Genomic DNA, 19,182 nt, shown 5'->3' with positions numbered 1-19,182 from the left:
GTCGCGATGGCGATTATCCGGCCGCGAAAGCGAGGTTTTCCGCAGTCGTCCGCACGGCCAGACCGGCCAGCGCGTTGGCGTGCAGTGCGCGCTTGATGACCGGCAGATTCGGCTTGCGGTTGCTCGCCAGTGCCGCGGCCCTGGCCACGGCAGTCGCCAGCAACGATTCCGCGTCGGCCTTGGCGTCGACGATGCCCGCGGCGATCGCCTCGTCGGCCGGGTAGCGGTAGCCGGTGGTCATCGCCTGCACGCAGACCTGGTTGGACAGCCGCTCGGTCAGCAGGGCGTTCATGCCGATGGTGAACGGCATACCGAGGTGCACTTCGGGCAGGCAGTAGAAGCCGCGGTCGGCGCGCATCACCCGGAAATCGTGCGAGGTGGCCAGCATCGCGCCCGCACCGAAGGCGTGCCCGTTGATCGCGGCGACCGTCGGCATCGGGAACTGCAGCAACCGGGTGTAGAGCGAGTGCACGCGGTCCAGGTAGCCGTGCATCTTGTCCAGGTTGCCGAACAGCCAGTCGGTGTCGAGGCCGTTGCTGTAGAACTTCCCGGTCGCCACGGTGACCAGCGCGGCGGGCCCCTCCGAGCTCTCCACCTTGTCCAGCAGACCGTGGAACTCATCGATCCAGTCCGGGTGGAAGCGGTTCTCGCTGTCCGTCTGTCCCTCGTTTCCGAGGTGGACGACGAACACTTCCCCTTCACGTTCCAGATACGGCATGCGTGCAGAATATCCGGCCCGCGCCGATACCCCTACTGGTGGGTAGCAATCCCCGATCATCGCTCCTCCGGGGTGTAGTCCAGGCCGAGGTCCGCGCTGAACTCGCGCAAGAACTCCTCGAAAACGGGGGTGAGATCGCTGAACGCGAAGTCGAGCTGCCGGAGCACTTCCATGCACAGCAGGCCGTAGAGCCGAATCCAGCTCTTCAGGAACACGTGCGCCGCTTCCGGCGGCAACTGTCCGTCGATGCCTCGCGAGTAGGTGGTCAATTGTTCACGCAGCGAGGGATCCAGCGCCGCGAGATCCGGTACGGCGAAGGGCCGCCGCAGCCACAGCGCGGCGACCTCGTTCCGGAAGACCGCTTCGAAGCCGAGCGCGCTCTGATAGCTCAACGAATCGGGCGCGAGCGTGGTGGATGGCGTGGCGAACAACCAGCCGAACTCCGCCGGGTGCGCCACCGCCCAGGCCCGCATGGCCCGGCACATGGCGAGCAATCGAACCGACTCGCCCGCACCGGAATGGGTGTCGCGGGCCGCAGCGACCGCCGCGGTCAGTTCGTCGTAGAAGTCCGCGGTGATGGCTTGGACCAGTACTTCGTGTCGCGGGTAGTAGCGGTACAGCGCGGGCCCGCTCATACCCATCTCACGCGCGATGGCGTTGATGGTCACCGCCTGCGCTCCGTTCTCCAGCAACAGCCGACGGGCGGTATCCCGGATCTCGCCCATGGTGGCTTGCCGTACTCGGTCACGGCGGTTGGTTGCCTGTGCGTTGATCGTCCCCTTGCTCGTCACGCGTTCGATGTTACATACTCTAGCGAATGTTAGAGGGTCTAACCCAAGGGATTGTCTCTAACTTGGTATGAAGGGAATCGATATGCCTGGTAAGGCCATCGTCATCGGGGCCGGAATCGGCGGACTGACCGCCGCTAAAGCGTTGGGGCACCACGGATGGGAGGTGGACGTCTACGAAAGATCAATGGACGCCGGACCTGCGGGATCGGGCCTCACCCTGGCACCGAACGCGGTCGCGGCGCTGCGCTGCCTGGGACTGGACGCCGCGCTGGAGACGCACGGTCGGCGGCTGGACGGCCTCGAAGCCCGACTGCGCTCGGGTCACCGCGTGCTGCGCATCGATGCCGCCGAACTCGCCACCAAGTACGGCGGCGGCCTGTATTCGCTGCACCGGGGCGATCTGCACCGGCTGTTGGTCGAATCGCTGGACCAGGTGCGGGTGCACACCGGGCATCGGGCGATCAGCGTCTGCCCCGATGGGGCCACCGCGACGGTCACGCTGCGGGGCCCGGACGGATTGCGCGCACTGTCCGCCGATCTCGTGGTCGCCGCCGATGGGGTGCATAGTCCGTTGCGCGCCACCGTTTTTCCCGACTATCCCGGTCCGCGACATGCGGGGTACGTCGCGTGGCGCGGCATAGTGCCCGCGGCCGATGCCGCGCCGCTGCGTGTCGCGGAGGTGTTGACCGAGACCTGGGGCGAGGGCCTGCGGATCGGCGTCACGCCACTGCGAAACGGACAAATCTACTGGTACGCCTTGGAAACTTCGGGCGAGGCCGCCCGAGACGTACCCGATGTGGCTCACCTCATCGCACACGCCGATGCTTGGTCCGACCCGATTCCCGACGTGCTCGCCGCGACACCACCGACGGCAGTACTGCGACACGATGTCTACTACCTCCACGCCGCACTGCCGAGTTTCATTCGGGGACCGATCGCCTTCCTAGGCGACGCCGCCCACGCGATCACACCGGACATCGGCCAAGGCGCGGGCCTGGCCATCGAGGACGCGGTGGTGTTGGCCGCCGCGATCGATCGGCACGGGGTCGCCGCGGGCCTCGACGCATACGACTCAACTCGTCGGCCGCGCACCCAGCGGCTCGCCCGGACCTCGGGTCGAATGGGGCGAGCACTGCAAGGTAGTCACCCTGGCACCGCCCTGATCCGCGACTTCGTCGCACGATGCACGCCGCCGGGAGCGGGCGCCCGATTCACCGATTCGCTCTACGGCTGGACACCACCCGCCATGGCATCCGCGGCTCACTGAACCGCACTCGCGGCCGAGTGGGCCGACCTGCGAGTTGGCCGACCACACCGGCACGGCGCTTCCGACGGGACTATCGTGGCGATCATGCTTGCCGAACAGGCCGCCGAGGCGATCGCCGAACGTACTGGAGTGCCGCGTCACCGGGTTGCGGTGGTGCTCGGCTCGGGCTGGCAGGAGGCGGCCGCGGAGATCGGTACGCCGGTCGCGTCGGTGCCGATGCCGGAGTTACCGGGGTTCGGCACGCCGAGCGCGCAGGGGCACGGCGGCATGGTCCATTCGGTCGCCGTCGGTGACACACCCACGCTGCTGCTGATGGGCCGCCAGCACCTGTACGAGGGCTACCAGCCCGCCGATGTGGTGCACCCGGTCGCCGCGGCCGTCGCGGCGGGCGCCGAAATCGTGCTGCTGACCAATGCCGCGGGCGGTATCCGGGATGGCCTCGCCGTCGGCGAGCCGGTGCTGATCAACGACCACCTGAACCTCACCGGCCGCACCCCGCTGACCGGGGCGACCTTCGTCGACCTGGTCGATGCCTGGGATCCCGAATTGCGCGCCCTGGCAAAGGAAATCGACCCCGGCCTGACCGAGGGCGTGTACGCGGGCCTGACCGGGCCGCAATACGAGACACCGGCCGAGATCCGGATGCTGCGCACCATGGGCGCCGATCTGGTCGGCATGTCGACGGTGCTGGAGGCGATCGCCTGTCGCGCGCTCGGCGCTCGGGTACTCGGCATCTCGCTGGTCACCAACCTGGCCGCGGGCGTCACCGGCGCGCATCTGTCGCACGCCGAGGTGCTCGCCGAAGGTCATGCCGCCGCACCGCGATTGGGCAAGCTGCTGCGCGGCGTGCTGGAACGGGTGTAGATGCTGCGCTTCGGCACCGCCGGCCTGCGCGGCCCGCTGCAAGACGGCCCGGACGGCATGAACGTGGCGACGGTGACCAGAGCCACCGCCGGAATCGTGGACTGGTTGCGCGGGCGCTGCCTCGGCGGCGGCGCGGTGGTCGTCGGCCGCGACGCGCGGCACGGCTCCGCCGAATTCGCCACGGCGACGGCGGAAATCTTTGCCGCCGCGGGTTTTCCGGTGACGCTGCTGCCCCGCCCATTGCCGACGCCGGTGGTCGCGTACGCGGTCCGTGAGCTCGGCGCGGTGGCCGGTGTGCAGATCACCGCGTCTCACAATCCGGCCACCGACAACGGATACAAGGTCTACCTCGACGGTGGCTCGCAGCTGCTGGCCCCCGCCGACACCGAGATCGAACGCTGCATCGAGGCCGTCACCGAACCGGTCGCCCGCACGCCGGTCACCCCGGCGGACGACGACCTGGTGCAGCGCTACCTGAACCGGGTGTCCTCGCTGCCCTCGGTGATCGGCGGTCCCGGTGCGCGCGCCGCCATCCGGATCGCGCTGACGCCGCTGCACGGCGTCGGCGGTGACCTGGTCGTGAAAGCGCTCGCCGCGGCGGGATTCACCGACGTCCACGTGGTCGAGGAGCAGTTCGAGCCAGACCCCGACTTCCGCACCGTCGCGTTCCCGAACCCGGAGGAGCCGGGCGCGACCGACCTGTTGCTGGCCTTGGCCACCCGGGTCGGCGCCGACGTGGCGATCGCGCTCGATCCCGACGCGGACCGCTGTGCCGTGGGAATTCCGTTACCGGACAACACCTGGCGGATGCTGCGCGGAGACGAGACCGGCGTGCTGCTCGGCGACTGCGTGTTGCGTACCGCCCCGCCGGACGCGCTGGTGGCCACCACGATCGTGTCGTCGCGGCTGCTGTCCGCGCTCGCCGCCGCGCGCGGTGCCCGTTACGCGGAAACCCTCACCGGTTTCAAATGGCTGGCCCGCGCGGGCGACGGCCTGGTCTATGCCTACGAAGAGGCGATCGGCCACTGCGTCGACCCGGCCACGGTCCGCGACAAGGACGGCATCTCGGCCGCGGTGCTCACCGCCGACCTGGTCGCCCGGCTGAAGTCGGCGGGCCGCACCCTGACCGACGAACTCGATGCGTACGCGGTCGAATTCGGGCTGCACAGCACCGATCAGGTGTCGCTGCGGCTGGACTCCGCGGCGGCCGCCGCGGACGTGGTGGCCCGGCTGCGCGCGAATCCGCCGGACGAGATCGCGGGCGAGCCGGTCAAGTACACCGACCAGCTCCAGGTGCGCGGCCGAATGCGCACCGACGCACTCATTTTCGAGGGCGCCACGGCGCGCATCGTGGTCCGCCCGTCCGGCACCGAGCCGAAACTCAAGTGCTATCTCGAGGTGCTGACGCCGGTCGCCGGGCCCGCCGACCTGCCCGCCGCCAGGACAACTGCGGGACAACGTCTTTCCGCATTGCGCGAATACTGCCAGGGGCTGTGACCGCCCAGGCATCATCATGTAATGACGGCGATGCACTGTACTCACTGCGGCAGCGAGGGCATGATGCCCGGCTTCATCGAGGACTCCGGCGACAGCTCCCGCGGCCACGCCCGCTGGGTCGAGGGTCCGCTGGAAATCGGCTTCTGGGGCGCGAAGCGGGCCGGCCGCGCGCACTGGCTGGTCGACGCCTTCCGATGTCAGGACTGCTTCCACCTAGAGCTGTTCACCCGGGCGCAGGATCAGTGAGGTCGGCTCAGCGCGGGCCGAACTGGCGGTCACCCGCGTCGCCGAGACCGGGGACGATGTAGGCGTTCTCGTTCAAGCCCGCGTCGATCGCGGCCGTGATCAGTCGCACCGGATGGCCCGAATCGGCCAGGGCCGCGACCCCTTCGGGCGCGGCGACGACGCAGACCGCGGTGATGTCGGTGGCGCCGCGGGCGACGAGGAGTTCGAGGGTATGGCGCATCGAGCCGCCGGTCGCCAGCATCGGGTCCAGCACGTAGACGGGTAGCCCGGCCAAGTCGTCGGGCAGCGACTCCATATACGGGACCGGCTGGTGGGAGTCCTCGTCGCGGGCGATGCCGACGAAGCCGATCCTGGCGTCGGGGATCAGCTCGGCGGCCACGTCGACCATGCCGAGGCCCGCCCGGAGGACCGGAACCAGCAGCGGCGGCTGCGCCAGGCGCGCGCCCTCGGCGAGGGCGACCGGTGTCGCGATCTCGAAATGCCGCACCGGCGCACCGCGCAGTGCCTCGTAGATGAGGATCCTGGTGAGATCGCGTAATGCGGTGCGGAAGGCCGAGTTGTCGGTCCGCGCGTCTCGCATCGTGGTCAGCAGGGCGGCGGCGAGTGGATGGTCCACGGTGTGAGTACGCATGAGGGAACGATAAAGTCACCAGTGGGTCCGCCGCCGAAGCTCCACCCGAAAGTTTTTTCGCATCGGTGGAACCGATCGGGAAGAGCGCGCGTCGAACCAAGTGAATGACGTACTCTGCCTGGGAACAACAGATGGGGGAAGCTCGATGCGGAAGATGTCGGCGGATACCGAGGGCATCGCAGCCTACGGCGCGACCGCCCACGTGATGGCCGGGGAAATGGCTACGGCCGGCGCGAGCGCGGTGGCCGCCGAGCCCGCCCTGCTCGGTCCGATCATGGGACTGATCGGCGGGGATTTCCTGGCCGCGTACGCCGCCGCGCACGCCGGACACGTCGCCTCGATCGGCCAGCTGTCCGCGGTGCTCGCCAGCATGGGCGGCGCGGCAACCGGCGCGGCAACCGTGCTCACCGAGACCGACGCGAACAACGCGGGATCGCTGCAGAGCGTGGTCGCCGAACTGGACGGGTGAGCCGTGATCGATATCAACGCGTTGGCCAAACCCATTTTCGACCTGCTCGCCAGCTTCGGCTCGGGCGTACTGCCGACCGGCGGCCCCGCCGACGCACTGCGCAGCACGTCGAGCGTCGTCGATCAGATCCAGCAGATGGGTCGCGACAGCATCAACGGCATGAACTCGGCGTGGGACGGCCAGGCCGCCGACGCCGCCACCGCGAAGGCGCTGCGGGTGCAGACCTCCGCCGCCACCATCTCCGACCGCGGCAACGACATGGCGACCGTGGTGAACCAGGCCGCCGCCGAGGTCGAGTCGGGCCAGAAGGACCTCACCGGCATCGCCCAGTCGTTCGTGAACACCGCGGCGAGCGCGGGCCCGGCACTGGCCACGCCCGCGGGCCTGACGATGATCGTCGGCTCCGCGATCGACCACCTCGGCCAGGCGCTTAACGTCGTCGGCCGGGTGCGGAACGAGCTCAGTACGCACACCGCCTCGATGACCGAACTGACCCCGCCGCCACCGACACCGTCACTCGCCGGGTCGCCCGCCACCACGACCGCCGGTACCCAGCAGTTGGTCTCGACCGCGACCAGTGCGCTCAGCGGTGCGGGTCAAATGGCGAGCAGTCTGATGAGCACGGCCATGCCCTCGATCCAGTCGGCGTCGATGCCGAGCGTCACGTCCGGCGCCCCGTCCACAATGGGCACCCCGAAACCGGACACCGGTTCGTCGGGCATGCCTAGCGACGGCAAGGGCGTGAAGATCACCCTGCCCGACGGCAGCACCGTGGAGGCGCCCAACGAGAAGGCGGCGACCGCGGTCCGCTCGGCGATCAGCGCGGTCGGCACGCCGTACGTGTGGGGCGGCAACACTCCCGGTGCCGGACTGGACTGCAGCGGCCTGACCAAGTTCGCCTACGGCGAGGCCGGCGTGGAGATCCCCCGGCTCGCCGCCGAGCAGGCCACCGGCAGCCCGGTCTCCCCCGGCGACCTGATGCCGGGCGATCTGGCCATCTGGGACGGCCACGTCGCGATGGTGATCGGCAACGGACAATTCGTCGAGGCAGGGGACCCGGTCCAGATCAGCTCGATTCGAACGGAGAATTCAGGGATGGGCTTCTACGGCTTCTATAGGCCGACGTCATGACGAATCCGCAGCAGCCACCGACGGTTCCCAACGTCACGGTTGCGGCCAGCACCAACCGATCGGGCACCATTTCGGTGCGCGCCACCGATCAGGGCATGCCGGTGGAGATCAAGTTCGAGCGCAGCGAATACCGTTACGGCGCACAGACTCTCGCGAACGAGATCCTGCGGCTCACCAAACGCTCCACGGTCGCCGCGAAGGCGCGCCGTCGCGAACTGCTGGCCGAGGCAGGCATGCCCGCCGACATCCTGGACCGGCTCGGCCTGCCCACCCGCCAGGCCGCGGTGGACGAGCTGGACCGGATCGACGACGCGGACACGGGACCGACGACCTGGATGAGGCCGGTATGAGTGAGCGCAGCGAGGCGCAGTCATGAGCGCGGAGATGGATGCTCTGGTCGCCAACGCGACACAGAAGCTGGAGGCGCTCGAGGCCGCGTTGTACGGCCTCAAGCAGGTGCGGGGGCGGCACACCACCGATGACGGCACGGTCACCGTCGAGGTCGACAGCGACGGCGCGCTCGTCGCGCTGAGCCTCGCCGAGACGGTCACTTCACTGCCACCGGCCGAGGTCGGACAGCTGATCGTCTGGGCGTGCAGGCAGGCCGCCGAGGACGCGGGCAGCCAGCGCTCGAAGGTCGTTGCGACACTGAACGAGTCATTCGTTCCCGCCGCGAACGACGCCCAAGGAACCGTTGGGGGCGGGCCGGATAGTGCCTGACGCGGAAGGTAGATAGGCTTCCGCTCATGGCTTCTGGAGACATCGTCCCGATCGAGCTCGGCCTGACCGACGGCGATCTCGTCACCCTGTGGGCACCGCGCTGGCGCGACGGTGACGACGAGTGGGAGGCGTTCCTCGGACACGAGGACTCCCTCTACGGTTTCGAGTCCGTCGCGGAGCTGGCCGCCTTCATCCGGACCAACTCCGACAACGACCTCGTCGAGCATCCCGCATGGAAGGTCGTCGCGGGCCTGTCGGCGGTCGAACTGGAGCCCGAGGAGAACTTCTCCTTCGATCTGGTCGCGGTGCCCGAGCTGGCCGCGGGCGAGCCCGATGTGGACACCATCGCCGAGCTGGAAGACACGCTCAGCATGGTCCGCAACATCGGTGAGGTGTGCGAGCTCGAGACGGTGACCAAGTTCTTCGGGTCGCATCCGGTGCTCGGCGCACTGCCCAGCGGGGTGAGCGCGTTCGTCGGCCGCGACGGCGAGGAACTCTGGGATCAGATCGGCGCCGCCATCGCCAAGGGCTGGGACAGCGTCCTCGACGCGATCGACTCGGTCGTGCAGACCCCCGAGGTCGACGCGGAAGCGGTCGCCGTCGCCGAGGCCGAACTGCTGGCCGCCGAGGAGAACGTCGTCGACGCCGACGATGCCGCGGACAACGAGGAAGACGAATTCGAACCCGTCGACCTCGACGCGGACGACGAGGACGAAGAAGACGAGGACGAGTCGTTCTGGCACGAGGTCGGCATCGACCCCGTCAAGATCATCACCTCCGACGGCACCTACTTCACGCTGCGCTGCTACCTCGACGACGAGCCGATCTTCCTCGGCTCCGACAACGCGATCACGGTGTTCCCCTCCGAGCGCGCGCTGGCCAGATACCTCGCCGACGACCACGAGCACGACCTCGCCAGGGTGAGCACCTTCACCGACGTGCAGACGGCCGCGGTGGACGGTTCGCTCGAGGTCGAGGTCACCGACGAAAACGTCTACGTGCTGCCCGGCCTCGCCGACGACCTGGCCGAGGGGCCGGAGGCCGTCGACATCGAACAGCTGGACCTGGCTGTCGAACTGTTCACCGACGCCGCCGACTACGCCGGCGACGACGCCGTGGAGCAGGCATTGGCTCCGTCGAACCCGCTCGGCTGGTACGTCTCGTACCTGCTCAACCCTGACCCGACCCGTTTGGCCCCCAACCCGCCGTTCACCGCCGAGGCCCAGTCCTGGCGGGAACTGGAGCGCAACTTCGAGTCCAGGCTCAACCCGCAGTAGGTCGGAGTCAGCGGCTACGCGATTGCGGTGCTCGGTCCGGACGGACTTGGCCGACGCCGATGGATGGGTGGCCGGTTCCGTTTGTGGTGGCGGCACTCCGCCTGGAGACGGGGCGCGCTCAGCGTAAGCGGATCCAAATCTGTTCCGCGCGGCCGAGCAGGCGATCGTCGGAACCGTAGATGGCGGTGGACGAGAAGGATTTGCGGCCTTGTTCGCCGTGGTTCTCGCCGATGACCACGCACTGTTCGCCGACCTCGGGGAGGTCGTGCACCGCGGCGGTCATCGAGCCGAGGAGGGCGGGGCGGTCGAACATCTCGGGGAGCGACCAGCCACCGGGGCAGTCCATCGCGGCCCACAGAACTGCTGCGCCGAGCGGGAGTGAGTCGTCGGGAGTCCACGGTGCGGCGACGCGACCGTCGCCGACCGACCCCGCCTCGATGCGCAGGCCATCCGTGCGGGCACTGCCGCAGACGAAGCAGGACGCGAACATCTCGTTGCTCTGATACGAGCTCGCCGCAGCCGCTGCGGCCGCGAACGGCACGGATCGTGGTGCGTCCCGGTCGAATTCGCCCGCACGGGATTCGGCAATCAAGGTATCGCCGTCGTACAGCTGCCCCGCCCGCACCTCGAGCGGCGTGTCCAGCGGCGTCGGGCTGCGCAGAATCACCGTCACCGCCTCGGCCTCATACTGCTCCGCAAGCACCCCGCCCACATAGCCGCCATTGCCCGAACTGGGCGGCCCATTGAACCGACTGGGAATCCGCAACGTCACCATGCTCAGCCACGCTAGCGAACCGGCAACCGGACGCCCCCGTGTGGTCGCCGCCCCTCGTTTCCCGCCACCTCACAGAGCATCCACACGTCTCACAGAGCATGTAGACCCTGTGAGGCGTACGAAAGCTCTGTGAGATCGGCAAAGAGAGGGCCATCCCGCATGCGAGGTCGCATCCCGCGGGTGTAGTGCCGTGCCGCGTGCGAGACAGCCTGCTGCGCACGAAATTTCCAGCGATTTCGTGCGCTGCCCGATGGAAAGTGCACGGCGGGTTGTGCCCATCTGGCCTACAGACGAACCGGGCTCTCGTCACCTCGGACGGGACGCCCGGCCCGCTGAATCTGTTGCGGCCGTTGGTTAACCGAGCAGCACCGCGTAGCCGGGCTTGATGATGTTGTCGATGATGCGCAGCCGTTCCGGGAACGGGATGAACGCCGACTTCATCGCGTTGATGGTGAAGCGCTCCAGATCGCTCCAGCCGTAGCCGAAGGTATCTACCAGTTTGAGCATTTCCTGGCTCATGCTGGTGTCGCTCATCAAACGGTTGTCGGTGTTGACCGTGACGCGGAAGCGCAGCCGGGCCAGCAGGTCGAACGGGTGCTTGTCCAGCGAGGGCACCGCGCCGGTCTGCACATTCGACGACGGACAGAGCTCGAGCGGAATGCGCATGTCGCGCACGTAGTTCGCGACAAGTCCGAGGCGGGCGTCCTCGATCGCACCGGGCACGCTGATGTCGTCGGTGATGCGCACACCGTGGCCGAGCCGATCGCAGCCGCAGAAGGCGAGCGCCTCGTGGATAGACGGCAGCCCGAATGCCTCGCCCGCGTGAATCGTGAAGTGCGCGCTGTTGGCTCGCATGTATTCGAAGGCGTCCAGGTGCCTGCTGGGCGGGTATCCGGCCTCCGCACCCGCGATGTCGAAGCCGCCGACGCCGCGATCACGGAAGCGCACGGTGAGTTCGGCGATCTCACGTGAGCGTGCCGCGTGCCGCATGGCGGTGAGCAGGCAGGTCACCACGATGGGCCGCCCCGCCGCCGCGGCCGCCGCCTCGCCCTCGCGGAAACCCTCGAGGGTGTGCTCGACAACCTCGTCGAGCGTCAGTCCGCGTTCCAGGTGCTGTTCGGGGGCGAACCGCACCTCGGCGTACACCACACCGTCGGCGGACAGGTCTTCCGCGCATTCGCGGGCAACCCGGCGCAAGCCCTCGGGCGTCTGCATGACAGCGACGGTGTGCGCGAAGGTTTCCAGATACAGTTCCAGCGATCCGCTGTCGGCCGCGTCCCGGAACCAGGCGGCCAGCGTCGCCTCGTCGTTGGCGGGTAGGTCCGCATAGCCGCATTCGGCGGCCAGCTCCAGCACCGTCGCAGGCCGTAGACCACCGTCGAGATGGTCGTGCAGCAGCGCTTTTGGCGCTTGTCGGATCGAGGCAAGGGTCAATGCGGTCGGTCCAGTCATGTAACGACGGTAGCCGCACGGCAGCGGAACGGCACCCGACTGCCCAAGTGGCAACCATCTCGTTGCCCAGCCAACCCGGCCCGGCCCACAACCGGACACCTACCGCTTCCCCACATACCCTGGCTCACCTGCAGTTACTTCCGTTTGTGCGATACCGCACACATGCACGCCCACATACCGAGCAGTCGGCATGCCGCGCACAACACACCAACTCGCACGCGCCACCGCATCAGCCGCCTCGGAAATCGGGATGCACGGATCGATGACGAGGACTGTTCCGGATCGAGCGTCTTGCGCGGCAAGCCACTTCACTGGCCGAATAAGCAGGTCAGGCGTCGATGCGGCCGAGTATCAGTGGCGTGGCAGGCTTTTCGGTGGACTCGCCGATGGCGAAGGCATCTTGCAAAGCGGCGTAGGCCCCTGAGAAAGCGACCGGGGTGTCGGTGTGCAAGGTGAGCAACGGCTGACCGGTGGTGACGGAATCACCTGGCTTGGCGTGCATTTCGATGCCCGCACCAGCTTGGACCGGATCGCCCTGGCGGGCCCGGCCCGCACCCAGACGCCAGGCGGCGATGCCGACACCCATCGCGTCGAGACGGGTCAGCACGCCGGACCGCTCGGCGCGCACGATTTCGGTGTGTTTCGCCGTGGGCAGCGGCGCGTCCGGGTCGCCGCCTTGGGCGTGCACCATCGACCGCCACTGGTCCATCGCACGGCCGTCGGCGAGCACATCGGCGGGGTCGATATCGAGCCCGGCGAGGGCGACCATCTCGCGAGCGAGAGTGACGGTCAACTCCACGATGTCGGCGGGTCCACCACCCGCCAGCACCTCGACCGACTCGGCGACTTCCAGGGCGTTGCCCGCGGTGCGGCCGAGTGGGGTGTCCATCGCGGTCAGCAGCGCCACCGTCTCGACCCCGGCGTCGGTGCCCAATTCGACCATGGCCGTGGCCAATTCGCGGGCGCCGTCGAGGGTTTTCAGGAACGCGCCCGCGCCGACCTTCACATCGAGCACCAGTGCCGCGGTGCCCTCGGCGATCTTCTTGCTCATGATCGAGCTGGCGATCAGCGGGATGGATTCGACCGTTCCGGTGACATCGCGCAGCGCGTAGAGCCGCTTGTCCGCGGGTGCGAGATCGGCACCCGCCGCGCAGATCACCGCGCCGATCGCGGGATCGGTGAGTATCTCGCGCATGCGCGGTACCGAAACGTCGGCCTGCCACCCCGGGATGGCCTCGAGCTTGTCGAGCGTGCCGCCCGTGTGCCCGAGCCCGCGCCCGGACAGTTGCGGGACCGCCGCGCCGCACGCGGCGACCAGCGGCGCCAGCGGCAACGTGATCTTGTCGCCGACCCCGCCGGTCGAATGCTTGTCGACGGTCGGGCGCGGCAGATCGGTGAAGTCCATCCGGCTGCCCGACGCGATCATGGCGTTGGTCCAGCGCGCGGTCTCCCGCCGGGTCATCCCGCGCCACACGATCGCCATCGCCAGCGCCGACATCTGCTCGTCGGCCACCGCCCCGCGGGTGAATCCATCGACCACCCAGTCGATCTGCGCGTCCGACAGCTCGCCGCCGTCCCGCTTGGTCGTGATGATCGAAACCGCGTCCAATGCCGTCACATTCGCCAGTCTGGCACGAGACACCGTCAAGGTCTGGTTCTTGTCGGTGGTCTTCGATAGCCTCGCCGCATCAATCGTTCGAGGGGCTAGGGGGAAGCGATGACATCCGCACACATCGACCGCCGCGTGGCGAAGCTCGAGACACGCGTGACCGACATCGAGGAAAGCCACAGCGAGACGCTTTACCGGCTCACCAGGGCCGGTGCCGGCTGCCGGATCGAAACCGGCCGCCTGATAGATGGCGTGAACCAGCTAGGGCGAGGCATGGCTCTGATCATGGAGCGCCTGGAGATTCCCCCGATCCAGTTCCCAACGGTCTCCCGCGCCACCGCGGCCGAGATCGACGCGGTGCTCGAAGCGGAGTCTCGAGCGCGCGCTCACACCTGCCCGGCGGTCAAGTTGTCCGGGCCGAAGGCGTCCGGCAGCAAGACGCGTAGCGGAACGGGCCCGTCCTGGTGATCGACCAAGAGGTCGGGCCCACCGTGTTCGTACAGCAACTGTCGGCAGCGACCGCAGGGCATCAGGATTTCGCCGCGGGAATCGGTCACCGCGATGGCCAGCAAGCGCCCGCCGCCACCGGAATGCAAGTTACCGACGAGTACGCATTCGGCGCAGAGGGTCAAACCATATGAGACATTTTCCACATTGCACCCGCTCACAATGCGACCATCGGCACTGAGAGCCGCCGCGCCGACCGGAAACCGGGAGTACGGCACATAGGCATTACGCATGACTTGAATTGCGTTGTCACGCAGGGATTTCCAGTCGATTTGCGACATCGGGAACCTCTTCGGAAGCGGGCCGAACTCGGCCGTGCGAGGGCCGCGAAAGAACCCTTCACGCATCAAGAAAGGCAAACCTAACCGGCCCGACTGTAGCGCAACGCACGGCACGCCGAATTAGTTCCGGCAAACCTAGAGGATTAGAGTCCAGAACAGATCGGTTCAGGTTCCCGGCAGCGGGCCGCGGCGCAGCCACCTGGGCATTTGCCCCCAAACGCAGCCGGCGCAGGATCAATGAACCGGGTCCATCAACGACGTTGGAGGCACCGCACTCTATGACCACGATAGAAGCTCCGGCCCAGCCGAAGCGGAAGACGCTGTACCGAGGCGACCCCGGAATGTGGTCCTGGGCGCTGCACCGGATCACCGGTGTCACCATCTTCTTCTTCCTCTTCGTGCACGTCTTGGATACCGCATTGGTCCGGGTCAGTCCGGACACCTACAACCGTGCCATCGAGACCTACAAGTCCCCCATCGTCGCGTTGATGGAAATGGGCCTCGTTGTCTGCGTGCTTTTCCACGCGCTCAACGGCGTCCGGGTGATCCTGGTCGACTTCTGGGCCAAGGGCCCGAAGTACCAGCGCGTGATGCTCTGGGTCGTCCTCGCGGTCGTGATCCTGCTGGCGGCGCCCGCGATCGGTCGCATGTTCTTCTACCTGTTCACGGAGCACTGATATGACTGCACCCGTTCTCGGTAAGTCGTACGACCGGCCCGCCAGCCTGGACTCACCGCGCTCGCCGCGGGCCCGGGCCAGCAACAACTTCGAGAAGTACGCCTGGCTGTTCATGCGCTTCTCCGGCCTGCTGCTGATCGTCCTCGTGCTCGGCCACATGTCGATCATGCTGCTGCTCGACGGCGGCGTGAAGCGGCTCAACTTCGGCTTCGTCGCTGGCCGCTGGGCCAGCCCGTTCTGGCAGCTGTGGGACCTGACCATGCTCTGGCTCGCCCAGCTGCACGGCGGCAACGGCCTGCGCACGGTGATCGCGGACTATTCGCGCAAGGACTCGACACGATTCTGGCTGAACACGCTGCTGGCCATCTCGATGATCCTGATCTTGGCCGTCGGCACCTACGTCATCTTCACCTTCGACCCCAACATCAGTTAGGAACAGGCCACTCCGATGAGTGAATCGCGGATTCAGGAGCATCGCTACGATGTCGTGATCGTCGGTGCCGGTGGCGCCGGCATGCGCGCGGCGATCGAGGCAGGGCCCCGGGCGCGCACCGCCGTCCTGACCAAGCTCTACCCGACCCGCAGCCACACCGGCGCGGCGCAGGGCGGCATGTGCGCCGCGCTGGCGAATGTCGAAGAAGACAACTGGGAATGGCACACCTTCGACACCGTCAAGGGTGGCGACTACCTGGTCGACCAGGATGCCGCGGAGATCATGGCCAAGGAGGCCATCGACGCGGTGATGGACCTGGAGAAGATGGGTCTGCCGTTCAACCGGACCCCCGAAGGCAAGATCGACCAGCGCCGTTTCGGCGGGCACACCCGCGACCACGGCAAGGCCCCGGTGCGCCGCGCCTGTTACGCCGCCGACCGCACCGGCCACATGATCCTGCAGACGCTGTACCAGAACTGCGTCAAGCACGACGTGGAGTTCTTCAACGAGTTCTACGTGCTCGACCTGGTGATGAGCGACACCGACCGCGGTCAGGTCGCGACCGGCGTGGTCGCCTACGAGTTGGCCACCGGTGACCTGCACGTCTTCCACGCCAAGTCGATCGTGTTCGCCACCGGCGGCTCGGGCCGGATGTACAAGACCACCTCGAACGCGCACACGCTGACCGGTGACGGCATGGCGATCGTGTTCCGCAAGGGTCTGCCGCTGGAGGACATGGAGTTCCACCAGTTCCATCCGACAGGTCTGGCCGGGCTCGGCATCCTCATCTCGGAGGCCGTGCGCGGCGAGGGCGGCATCCTGCGCAATGCCAGCGGCGAGCGGTTCATGGAGCGCTACGCGCCCACCATCAAGGACCTCGCGCCGCGCGACATCGTCGCCCGCTCGATGGTGCTCGAAGTGCTGGAGGGCCGTGGCGCCGGTCCGAACAAGGATTACGTCTACATCGACGTGACCCACCTCGGCGCGGACGTGCTCGAGGAGAAGCTGCCCGACATCACCGAGTTCGCCCGCACCTACCTGGGCGTGGACCCGGTGACCGAACTGGTGCCGGTCATGCCGACGTGTCACTACGTGATGGGTGGTATCCCCACCAAGATCCGCGGCGAGGTGCTGCGCAACAACACCGACGTGGTGCCCGGCCTGTACGCGGCCGGCGAGTGCGCGTGCGTCTCGGTGCACGGCTCCAACCGCCTCGGCACCAACTCGCTGCTGGACATCAACGTGTTCGGCCGTCGGGCGGGCATCGCCGCGGCCGAGTACGCGCACCGCACCGAGTTCGTGGAGATGCCGGAGCAGCCTGCCCGGATGGTGCAGGACTGGCTCGCGCTGATCCTGTCCGATCACGGCAACGAGCGGGTCGCCGACATCCGCACCGAACTGCAGTACACGATGGACATGAACGCCGCCGTGTTCCGCACCGAGGACACCCTCAAGCAGGCACTCACCGACATCCACGTGCTCAAGGAGCGCTACAGCCGGATCACGGTGCAGGACAAGGGCAAACGCTACAACAGCGATCTGCTCGAGGCCGTCGAACTCGGCTTCCTGCTGGAACTGGCCGAAGTCACCGTTGTCGGTGCGCTCAACCGCAAGGAATCGCGCGGCGGCCACGCTCGCGAGGACTACCCGGACCGCGACGACGTGAACTTCATGCGGCACACGATGGCCTACAAGGAGAGCCCGGATCTCATCTCGGATATCCGCCTCGACTTCAAGCCGGTGGTGCAGACCCGTTACGAGCCGATGGAGCGTAAGTACTGATGACTGTGCATACCCACCCCGGCGGCTCCGCCGCCTCACCGTCCCCCGGCGTACTCGAGAAGACACCTCCGGCCAAGCCCGCCCCGGTCCCCGAGGGCTCGGTGATGATCACCGTCAAGGTCGCCCGGTTCAATCCGGAGGACGAGAAGGGCGCGCACTGGGAGTCGTTCCAGGTGCCGGTCCTGCCGACCGACCGCTTCCTCAACGTGCTCATCTACATCAAGTCCTACCTGGACGGCACGCTCACCTTCCGCCGCTCCTGCGCGCACGGCGTGTGCGGGTCGGACGCCATGCGGATCAACGGGGTGAACCGGCTGGCCTGCAAGGTGCTGATGAAGGACATGCTGCCCAAGGGCGGCAAGTCCATCACGATCACCGTCGAGCCGATCCGCGGCCTGCCCGTGGAGAAGGACCTCGTGGTGAACATGGAGCCGTTCTTCGACGCGTTCCGCGCGGTGAAGCCCTACCTGATGACCTCGGGTAACGAGCCGACCCGTGAGCGCATCCAGAGCCAGGCCGACCGCGCGCGCTTCGATGACACCACCAAGTGCATCCTCTGCGCCTGCTGCACCACCTCCTGCCCCGTGTACTGGAGCGACGGCAGCTACTTCGGCCCCGCCGCCATCGTCAACGCGCACCGCTTCATCTTCGACAGCCGCGACGAAGGCGCCCGCGAACGCCTCGACATCCTCAACGACGTCGAAGGAGTCTGGCGCTGCCGCACCACCTTCAACTGCACCGACGCCTGCCCCCGCGGCATCGAAGTAACCAAAGCCATCCAGGAAGTCAAGCGCGCACTGCTCTTCGCCCGCTGAAGTCCCCGGTCTCGATCTGAACAAGCACGACGCGAAGGCCGCCTCCGTCGAAAGATGAAGGCGGCCTTCGTCGTTCGTCAGTGGGCCGTTTTCTCCGTGATCCCCAGTGACGCAACGGATCTGGCACATCCTGTCACACGCCGCTAGGGTTCTGCATCATCAAGTGCGCACTTCAGGCCGCCGATTCGACCCAACGGGGGAAATATGGTGCTCTACGCGGAATCTCTTCGGCCCCAGCGACAGACAGCGCCGCTGACACCGTCCAGGCTGTTCACTGCGCTGTTCGCGGTCGCTGTACTGACGGGAATCGGAGCGCAACCGGCTGTTGCCGATCCGGTCTCGGATGCTATGCCGACCGATATGGAGGCGAGTTTCGTGGTCTTCGATCGCGAGACCGGCGACTCGCGTGTGCAATTCGATGCGCACAAGCAGTACCGGTCCGCGTCGGTGGTCAAATTGCTGATTGCCCTCGATTATCTGGAGTCACACGACCCGCAGAACTTGCCCGCCGACGATGTGGCTCGACTGCAGGCGATGTTGCGTTCCAGTGACGACGACGCCGCGAGCTACCTGTGGGTCGTCGGGGGGTGGGACAAGATTGTCGAGCGGATGGTAGCGAAGCTCGGCCTGACCGACACCGCACCGCCCGCATCGCGCGGAATGTGGGGCTATACCGCGATCAGCGCCGCCGATGTGGTGACTATCTACCGGTATATCCTCGATACGGCGAGTCCGGCGGTGCGCCAGTTCATGGTGAGTAATCTGCGCGCCTCGACGAAGTGCGCCCAGGACGGGTTCGATCAGTCCTTCGGTATTCCGCGCGCAGTCGACCGGCCGTGGGCCGTCAAACAGGGGTGGTCCGGGTTCGGCGCTGCTCCCGAACCGGGCCAGGTGTGCATACCCGGGAACCCGAAACCGAGAATTCCCCGCGAAGTGATCGACTCCGCTGCCGCAGGCCCAATCACCCTGGGCCCAGACGGAATCCGCGAGACCACGTCTTCCAGGCAAGGCACCCCATCGCCCGGGGGACCCCCTATCGACCTCACGAAACGAGCCATGCACACAACCGGATCCGTCGGCGCAGACGACAACAGGATCATCGTTGTGCTGACACTCGAACCGACGGGAACACCTTGGGACGTCTCGGCCCAGCGCATCACGTTGCTGACCAAGGCGGTCGACCTCGCAAACTGGGGCGCGGCAACGGGATCGGGCTGAACGCCACGGCAGGGGCATGAGC

General features: G+C 67.3%; 22 protein-coding genes. 15 read left to right on the top strand and 7 right to left on the bottom strand.

All coding sequences use genetic code 11. The annotated features are described in order from the left end of the window. Window positions 1-13: 13 nt before the first annotated feature. Together ACFK0J_RS06630 and ACFK0J_RS06625 are read right to left on the bottom strand one after the other, a co-directional pair. Window positions 14-718 (bottom strand): enoyl-CoA hydratase-related protein, encoded by a 705-nt coding sequence (locus ACFK0J_RS06630; RefSeq protein WP_378737504.1) that lies wholly within the window; start codon window positions 716-718, stop codon window positions 14-16. 56 nt (window positions 719-774) lie between these two features. Beyond that, on the bottom strand, window positions 775-1,509 hold the full coding sequence (locus ACFK0J_RS06625; protein ID WP_378737502.1) for a TetR/AcrR family transcriptional regulator: 735 nt from the start codon (window positions 1,507-1,509) through the stop codon (window positions 775-777). 82 nt (window positions 1,510-1,591) lie between these two features. Between ACFK0J_RS06625 and ACFK0J_RS06620 the strand changes: the two genes are divergently transcribed. The 4 genes from ACFK0J_RS06620 (at window position 1,592) to ACFK0J_RS06605 (ending at window position 5,383) form a co-directional block, all read left to right on the top strand. Further along, entirely contained in the window at window positions 1,592-2,776 is a 1,185-nt protein-coding gene (locus tag ACFK0J_RS06620) for an FAD-dependent monooxygenase (RefSeq protein ID WP_378737500.1), read from the top strand. Between the two features lie 84 nt (window positions 2,777-2,860). Beyond that, window positions 2,861-3,640: a purine-nucleoside phosphorylase gene (locus ACFK0J_RS06615; protein WP_218474196.1), complete on the top strand. Its 780-nt coding sequence runs from the start codon at window positions 2,861-2,863 to the stop codon at window positions 3,638-3,640. Beyond that, window positions 3,641-5,137: a phospho-sugar mutase gene (locus ACFK0J_RS06610; RefSeq protein WP_378737498.1), complete on the top strand. Its 1,497-nt coding sequence runs from the start codon at window positions 3,641-3,643 to the stop codon at window positions 5,135-5,137. It begins immediately after the preceding gene. Between the two features lie 21 nt (window positions 5,138-5,158). Continuing rightward, the gene (locus ACFK0J_RS06605) at window positions 5,159-5,383 is read left to right on the top strand and encodes a hypothetical protein (RefSeq protein ID WP_378737496.1); all 225 of its coding nucleotides are present in this window, start codon (window positions 5,159-5,161) and stop codon (window positions 5,381-5,383) included. Between the two features lie 7 nt (window positions 5,384-5,390). On the opposite strand, the gene upp is transcribed toward ACFK0J_RS06605, so the two are convergent. Next, the gene (upp, locus tag ACFK0J_RS06600; protein ID WP_378737494.1) at window positions 5,391-6,014 is read right to left on the bottom strand and encodes a uracil phosphoribosyltransferase; all 624 of its coding nucleotides are present in this window, start codon (window positions 6,012-6,014) and stop codon (window positions 5,391-5,393) included. 145 nt (window positions 6,015-6,159) lie between these two features. Between upp and ACFK0J_RS06595 the strand changes: the two genes are divergently transcribed. From ACFK0J_RS06595 to ACFK0J_RS06575, 5 genes are read left to right on the top strand one after another with little or no spacing between them, the layout of a single operon-like run. Continuing rightward, window positions 6,160-6,483, top strand: a complete 324-nt coding sequence (locus ACFK0J_RS06595; protein WP_218474189.1) for a DUF2563 family protein — start codon at window positions 6,160-6,162, stop codon at window positions 6,481-6,483. A 3-nt stretch (window positions 6,484-6,486) separates the two neighbouring features. Beyond that, window positions 6,487-7,614 (top strand): C40 family peptidase, encoded by a 1,128-nt coding sequence (locus ACFK0J_RS06590; RefSeq protein WP_378737492.1) that lies wholly within the window; start codon window positions 6,487-6,489, stop codon window positions 7,612-7,614. Beyond that, window positions 7,611-7,964 carry a hypothetical protein gene (locus tag ACFK0J_RS06585; RefSeq protein ID WP_218474187.1) on the top strand — a complete coding sequence of 118 codons (354 nt, stop codon included), beginning with the start codon at window positions 7,611-7,613 and terminating at the stop codon, window positions 7,962-7,964. The genes ACFK0J_RS06590 and ACFK0J_RS06585 overlap by 4 nt, the downstream gene beginning before the upstream one ends. A gap of 22 nt (window positions 7,965-7,986) precedes the next feature. Next, a complete protein-coding gene (locus ACFK0J_RS06580) occupies window positions 7,987-8,334 on the top strand; it encodes a YbaB/EbfC family nucleoid-associated protein (protein WP_378737490.1) in 348 nt (115 codons plus the stop codon). A gap of 26 nt (window positions 8,335-8,360) precedes the next feature. Beyond that, window positions 8,361-9,611: a primosomal protein gene (locus tag ACFK0J_RS06575; RefSeq protein ID WP_378737488.1), complete on the top strand. Its 1,251-nt coding sequence runs from the start codon at window positions 8,361-8,363 to the stop codon at window positions 9,609-9,611. Between the two features lie 118 nt (window positions 9,612-9,729). On the opposite strand, the gene ACFK0J_RS06570 is transcribed toward ACFK0J_RS06575, so the two are convergent. The 3 genes from ACFK0J_RS06570 to ACFK0J_RS06560 all read right to left on the bottom strand — a co-directional run bounded on the left by ACFK0J_RS06570 (window position 9,730) and on the right by ACFK0J_RS06560 (window position 13,456). Beyond that, on the bottom strand, window positions 9,730-10,386 hold the full coding sequence (locus tag ACFK0J_RS06570; RefSeq protein ID WP_378737486.1) for a hypothetical protein: 657 nt from the start codon (window positions 10,384-10,386) through the stop codon (window positions 9,730-9,732). A gap of 354 nt (window positions 10,387-10,740) precedes the next feature. Next, window positions 10,741-11,838 carry an adenosine deaminase gene (locus ACFK0J_RS06565; RefSeq protein ID WP_378737484.1) on the bottom strand — a complete coding sequence of 366 codons (1,098 nt, stop codon included), beginning with the start codon at window positions 11,836-11,838 and terminating at the stop codon, window positions 10,741-10,743. Window positions 11,839-12,166: 328 nt separating this feature from the next. Beyond that, window positions 12,167-13,456 carry a thymidine phosphorylase gene (locus tag ACFK0J_RS06560; protein ID WP_378737482.1) on the bottom strand — a complete coding sequence of 430 codons (1,290 nt, stop codon included), beginning with the start codon at window positions 13,454-13,456 and terminating at the stop codon, window positions 12,167-12,169. A 99-nt stretch (window positions 13,457-13,555) separates the two neighbouring features. Here ACFK0J_RS06560 and ACFK0J_RS06555 point away from each other — a divergent pair, with 99 nt between their 5' ends. Further along, a complete protein-coding gene (locus ACFK0J_RS06555) occupies window positions 13,556-13,915 on the top strand; it encodes a hypothetical protein (RefSeq protein ID WP_378743415.1) in 360 nt (119 codons plus the stop codon). Here ACFK0J_RS06555 and ACFK0J_RS06550 read toward each other — a convergent pair. Then, window positions 13,834-14,235, bottom strand: a complete 402-nt coding sequence (locus tag ACFK0J_RS06550; RefSeq protein WP_378737480.1) for a cytidine deaminase — start codon at window positions 14,233-14,235, stop codon at window positions 13,834-13,836. The genes ACFK0J_RS06555 and ACFK0J_RS06550 overlap by 82 nt on opposite strands. Window positions 14,236-14,513: 278 nt before the next feature. On the opposite strand from ACFK0J_RS06550, the gene sdhC reads away from it, so the two are divergent. From sdhC to ACFK0J_RS06525, 5 genes are all read left to right on the top strand, one after another. Continuing rightward, the gene (gene sdhC, locus ACFK0J_RS06545; RefSeq protein WP_378737478.1) at window positions 14,514-14,912 is read left to right on the top strand and encodes a succinate dehydrogenase, cytochrome b556 subunit; all 399 of its coding nucleotides are present in this window, start codon (window positions 14,514-14,516) and stop codon (window positions 14,910-14,912) included. Window position 14,913: 1 nt separating this feature from the next. After that, window positions 14,914-15,345: a succinate dehydrogenase hydrophobic membrane anchor subunit gene (locus tag ACFK0J_RS06540; protein ID WP_378737476.1), complete on the top strand. Its 432-nt coding sequence runs from the start codon at window positions 14,914-14,916 to the stop codon at window positions 15,343-15,345. 30 nt (window positions 15,346-15,375) lie between these two features. Next, window positions 15,376-17,127, top strand: a complete 1,752-nt coding sequence (gene sdhA, locus ACFK0J_RS06535; RefSeq protein WP_218478205.1) for a succinate dehydrogenase flavoprotein subunit — start codon at window positions 15,376-15,378, stop codon at window positions 17,125-17,127. A gap of 104 nt (window positions 17,128-17,231) precedes the next feature. Further along, window positions 17,232-17,942 carry a succinate dehydrogenase iron-sulfur subunit gene (locus tag ACFK0J_RS06530; protein WP_246634694.1) on the top strand — a complete coding sequence of 237 codons (711 nt, stop codon included), beginning with the start codon at window positions 17,232-17,234 and terminating at the stop codon, window positions 17,940-17,942. Window positions 17,943-18,290: 348 nt separating this feature from the next. Continuing rightward, complete coding sequence (locus ACFK0J_RS06525) at window positions 18,291-19,160, top strand: hypothetical protein (RefSeq protein WP_378737474.1); 870 nt, start codon at window positions 18,291-18,293, stop codon at window positions 19,158-19,160. The last annotated feature ends 22 nt before the right edge of the window (window positions 19,161-19,182 follow it).

The sequence above is a fragment of the Nocardia brasiliensis genome (genome assembly GCF_042691675.1).
Lineage (GTDB): Bacteria > Actinomycetota > Actinomycetes > Mycobacteriales > Mycobacteriaceae > Nocardia > Nocardia brasiliensis_D.
The sequence above is the reverse complement of the archived record's forward strand: the minus strand, read 5'-3'. Positions and strand labels throughout refer to the sequence as shown.